This window comes from Pseudomonas sp. AGC41, assembly GCF_057334555.1.
In genome coordinates this window covers 1-4,690 of sequence record NZ_JBHFJB010000067.1, presented here as the reverse complement: position 1 = coordinate 4,690, position 4,690 = coordinate 1, and the positions used below count along the sequence as shown (strand labels likewise).

The following is a 4,690-nucleotide window of genomic DNA, read 5'->3' as shown; positions in this document are numbered from 1 at the left end:
CCCCCCCCCACAAGGGTTCCAGGCAAGCACAACTGTCAGGCGAGGTAGCCGTCCGCCCGCAGCAGCGTTTCCAGGCAATGTTCGGTGATGTGATAAAACGCCTTGAGTTCTTCGATCCTGGCAAGAAGTTCGGCAGGGTCCACCGGCTCGGCGCGCTTGACCGCCAGGATCATCTTGTTCTTGTTGGTGTGGTCCAGGGAGATGAACTCGAACACCTTGGTCTCGTAGCCACAGGCTTCGAGGTACAGCGCCCGCAGACTGTCGGTGACCATTTCCGCCTGTTGGCCCAGGTGCAGGCCATATTGCAACATCGGCTTGAGCAGCGCCGGGCTCTGGATCTGCAAGCGGATCTGTTTGTGACAGCACGGTGAACACATGATGATCGAGGCCCCCGAGCGGATGCCCATGTGGATCGCGTAGTCAGTGGCGATATCGCAGGCATGCAGGGCGATCATCACGTCCACTTCACGCGGCGCCACGCTGCGCACATCACCGTGCTGGAACTCCAGGCCCGGGTGTTCAAGCCGCGCGGCCGCTTCGTTGCACAGCTTGACCATGTCCTCGCGCAATTCGACGCCTGTCACCAGCCCCTCGGCCTGCAAGGTGTTGCGCAAGTAATCATGGATGGCGAACGTCAGGTAGCCCTTGCCCGAGCCGAAATCCGCCACCCGCACCGGTTTGTCCAGCGCCAGCGGCGAAGACGTCAACGCGTGGCTGAAGACTTCGATGAACTTGTTGATCTGCTTCCACTTGCGCGACATCGCCGGAATCAGCTCGTGCTTATGGTTGGTCACGCCCAGGTCGGCGAGAAACGGCCGGCTCAGATCGAGGAAGCGGTTTTTCTCCCGGTTGTGCCCCGCGGACGGCACTTCCCGCAGTTGCTGGGGCTTGCTCTTGAACAACGAGCTCTTGCCCTTCTTGCTGTATTCCAGCTGCGCCTCGTCGGTAATTGCCAGCAGATGCGCGTTCTTGAACGAAGCCGGCAACAGCGCGGCGACCGCCTCCACGCCTTCGGCCAGCGGGAAGTTCTTGGTGATGTCGCGCGTCTTGTAGCGGTAGACGAAGGACAGGCACGGCTGATCCTTGACCGTCAGTTGCTTGATGATCAGCCGCTGCAGATCGGCTTCGTCACCGACGTACTTGGCCAGCACCAGCTTGATGAAAGCGTTCTGCCCAAGGCTGGTCTGCAACAGCTCAATGAATTGGGCGTGGTGATCCGGCGCGGGACGGGCGGGAGTAGCGGTGGCGGACATGGAAAAGCGGCCTCGGGGCGGGCGGATCGGGAATGGCGGGTATTTTAGGGGGGATGGGAGGCCAGGGCACGGGGAATTTCCCCAACGGTGCAAAAGCGAGAATCCATCTTCATGGTCAGCCAGGCTTTTGTGGCGAGGGAGCTTGCTCCCGCTCGGCTGCGAAGCAGTCGCCTGATTTCAGGGCTGACTCAACCCTTCAGACCGATGGGGAGCGCTTCGCGCTCCAGCGGGAGCGAGCTCTCATCAAACAAAATCCATCCCCTTGTTCTCCAAAGCTTTTTTAAGCCGCGATCACTCGAACACCCAGCTTTGTAGCCTTACGCTGTAAGGCTCTAAGCTGACGATCACGGCTTTTGGCCTCGTACTCTTCCATATCCTGCGCCACGTAAGGCTGGCCTTTGGTCAGCATGGCGTAGATCAGGCGGGCCAGTTGATGAGCCGTAGCCTTGATGGCGCAGGCCGTATCCATACGAGCCAATCGGGCGCGGTGACTGGCACCGATAAAGCTTTTATCGTTGCGGGCGCTAGAGGCCGCCTGCTTCAACGCTTGTGCCGCCCGGTTAAATACCTTGGGGACATGACCGGGCAAGGGTTTTCCTCCCGATATTCGGGTTGAGGGCGCCAACCCCATCCAAGAGCTGAAATGTTGCTCAGTCGGAAACCGCGACAAATCAGGTCCGACTTCGCTTGCCAGAACCAAGGCGGATTCGATTCCGATAGTGGGAATCGCGGTCAGATCCACGCCCATGATTCTCACAAGTGCCTGGTGCAAGTTGGCTTGTTCATCTGCCGAACGATGCGGGCTGCGCAGTGGCTTGGCGGGTTGCGTGGGCTCATGGTTCAGTACTGGGAGTCGATTGAGTGCCTGGGTGATGGCCTGATCACATTCGGCAATCTGCTTCTCAAGAAAATCATGAGCAGCCACTTCCTGAGCCAAGGCATGCAAATGCTCGACTCGCCAGTTACCGTGCAGACTGCGGGCGATGGTTTGGTAATCGGCCTTGATACGGCCGTCTCGGAAGTTGGCTAAAACTTGAGGGTCACGCTCGCCATCGATGATGGCCTTGATGATTTTCATCCCTGTCACACCAGCGATGTTGCTGATGACATTGGCTAACTGAATGTTCATCTGCGTCAGGGCTTTTTGCATGCGGTTGATGGTCTTGGCTTGATCACGAACCTTCATGGCCCGCTGGCGAACCAGCGAACGCATCGAGCAAATATCATCAGCGGGCCGGAACGCTCCTCTGAGTAAGCCATGGGTCATGAGCTGCCAGATCCATTGGCAATCCAGGACATCGGATTTACGCCCGCTTATCTGGCGTGTAGCACGGGAGTTAACTAGATACACCTCAAAGCCCCTCGAATCGAGAAGCTCGAACAGCGGTATCCAATAGACACCGGTGGCTTCCATCGCCACGACTTTGATTTTCAGCGATTCCAGCCATTCGGCCAGCTTCACCAAATCCTCAGTAAAGGCCGGAAAACAACGAACCGGCTTGTCGCTTTGATCGGGATTGACGCCGACCCAGTGCTCGCGGCTGCCAATATCGATACCGGCACAATGAGGGTGAACGACTTCAAATCGTTTCTGCTGCTTCTTGCGCGCCATGACAATTCCTCGCAGGATTGAACGGCGCGCGGGGCACACGGTGTCGAACGGATTCACTCTCTCATACGTGGTCACAGCTTGCTGTGCCTACAACGACTCCACGCCGATACCGTGCCGGCCACTCTCCCTCGCGGGTGCGCACACACCAGTGATAGCTACGGCCTCTGTCCCCGCGCGCACCCAATATTAAGCCGAACACTTGTTTGCTGCGCGACAGCGCAGCGTCGGCGACGCGGCGGGGACTCCCTCGCCACGGAGAACCTCGAAGGCGTCGTTACCCTCGCCCAAACCGCTCCCGGTACACCGAGGGCGCCAGCCCCACCACGTTGCGAAACGCTACCCGGAAACTTTCCACCGACCGATAGCCACACAGTTGGGCGATGTTGTCGGTGTTGTCTTGCGTGCTTTCCAGCAATTCCCGGGCCCGTGCCAGGCGCTCATGTTGCAGCCAGGCCTTGGGCGACACACCGCAAGCCTGGGTGAAGCGGCGCAAGAAGGTCCGTTCGCTCATGGCGGCGTGACTGGCCAGATCGCGCACTCCCAGCGGCTCGTGGAGACGTTCCCGGGCCCATTGCATGACGCCGGACAAATCGCTGCGCGGCGTGCGGCTGACTGGCGAGGGGATGAACTGCGCCTGGCCACCGGTGCGTTGGGTCGGCATGACCAGTCGACGCGCCACGGCATTGGCGACCTGGGCGCCGAAATCCCGCGCCACCAGGTGCAGGCACGCATCGATGCCGGCCGCGCTGCCAGCCGAGGTGATGATCTGGCCTGAATCGACATAAAGTACATCGGGATCGACTTCGATGGTCGGGTAGCTGTGGGCCAGTTCGTCGGTGTAGCGCCAATGCGTGGTGGCGCCCAAGCCGTCGAGCAGCCCGGTGGCCGCCAGGACAAAAGCCCCCGAGCAGATCGACAACAGACGGGCGCCACGGGCATGGGCTCGTCGCAAGGCCTGGAGCAGGGCATCGGAGGGCGGTTCGCTGCGACTGCGCCAGCCCGGCACGATAATGGTTCGCGCGCTGTCGAGCAGCTCCATGCCGCCATCGGCCAATACCTGGAAGCCGCCCATGGCGCGCATCGGGCCGTCGTCGACAGCGACGATGCGGTGTTCATACCAGGGAAAATCAAACTCGGGCCGTGCCAGCCCGAATATCTCGACGGCAACGCCGAATTCGAACGTGCACAGCCCGTCGTAGGCGAGAATCGCGACGAGGCCAGGGGTAGGCTGCATTTGGCGGAAAATTCCCACAGAGTGTCTTGTACGCCACTGTAGCGGTTGGCGGCGGGTGGATAAAGTCTCTCCAAGCCCTATCCGTCCCTGGAGTAAACCCGATGACCAGCCCTGTTCGCGAAGTGTCTGCCGCGCCGTCCGACATTGCCCTGCAGCATTTCAGCCGGCGTCTGATGTTCGAAACCGATTGTTCCGACGTACGTGCCAGCCAGGACGCCGGTGAGATCGATTTTGTCCTCGTCGATGTGCGCGGGCCGCAGGCCTATGCACGCGGGCACGTGCCCGGGGCGATCAACCTGCCGACCCGCACGCTGACCGCCGAGGCGCTTGCGGCCTATCCCCAGACCACCCTGTTCGTGGTCTATTGCGCGGGGCCGCATTGCAACGGCGCCAACAAGGCCGCGGTGCGCCTGGCGACCCTGGGGTACCCGGTCAAGGAAATGATCGGTGGCGTCATGGGCTGGCTCGACGAAGGTTTTCGCCTGACCGGTTCCGTGGAGCGCGTGGCGGAGCAGGCGGTCAGCTGCGATTGTTGAAGTAGGGTGCGACGCCCGTGTGGCGAGGGGGCGAGCTCCCTTGCCACACGGGCTG

4 protein-coding genes are annotated in these 4,690 nt (G+C 60.9%); 1 reads left to right on the top strand and 3 read right to left on the bottom strand.

Annotation, left to right across the window (positions count from 1 at the left end; all coding sequences use genetic code 11):
• Positions 1-35: 35 nt before the first annotated feature.
• From ACE04F_RS12610 to ftrA, 3 genes are all read right to left on the bottom strand, one after another.
• On the bottom strand, positions 36-1,253 hold the full coding sequence (locus ACE04F_RS12610) for a class I SAM-dependent methyltransferase (protein WP_486107111.1): 1,218 nt from the start codon (positions 1,251-1,253) through the stop codon (positions 36-38).
• Positions 1,254-1,533: 280 nt separating this feature from the next.
• On the bottom strand, positions 1,534-2,865 hold the full coding sequence (locus ACE04F_RS12605) for an IS110 family RNA-guided transposase (protein ID WP_486107109.1): 1,332 nt from the start codon (positions 2,863-2,865) through the stop codon (positions 1,534-1,536).
• A 274-nt stretch (positions 2,866-3,139) separates the two neighbouring features.
• Positions 3,140-4,099 (bottom strand): transcriptional regulator FtrA, encoded by a 960-nt coding sequence (gene ftrA, locus ACE04F_RS12600; RefSeq protein ID WP_486107107.1) that lies wholly within the window; start codon positions 4,097-4,099, stop codon positions 3,140-3,142.
• A gap of 101 nt (positions 4,100-4,200) precedes the next feature.
• On the opposite strand from ftrA, the gene ACE04F_RS12595 reads away from it, so the two are divergent.
• Positions 4,201-4,635: a rhodanese-like domain-containing protein gene (locus ACE04F_RS12595; RefSeq protein WP_486107105.1), complete on the top strand. Its 435-nt coding sequence runs from the start codon at positions 4,201-4,203 to the stop codon at positions 4,633-4,635.
• Positions 4,636-4,690: the final 55 nt, after the last annotated feature.

What these genes read in the sequence shown, in the direction of transcription:
- ACE04F_RS12605 (WP_486107109.1), bottom strand. Translation starts at nt 2,865, where the DNA reads ATGGCGCGCAAGAAGCAGCAGAAACGATTTGAAGTCGTTCACCCTCAT.
- ACE04F_RS12595 (WP_486107105.1), top strand. Translation starts at nt 4,201, where the DNA reads ATGACCAGCCCTGTTCGCGAAGTGTCTGCCGCGCCGTCCGACATTGCC.
- ACE04F_RS12610 (WP_486107111.1), bottom strand. Translation starts at nt 1,253, where the DNA reads ATGTCCGCCACCGCTACTCCCGCCCGTCCCGCGCCGGATCACCACGCC.
- ftrA (WP_486107107.1), bottom strand. Translation starts at nt 4,099, where the DNA reads ATGCAGCCTACCCCTGGCCTCGTCGCGATTCTCGCCTACGACGGGCTG.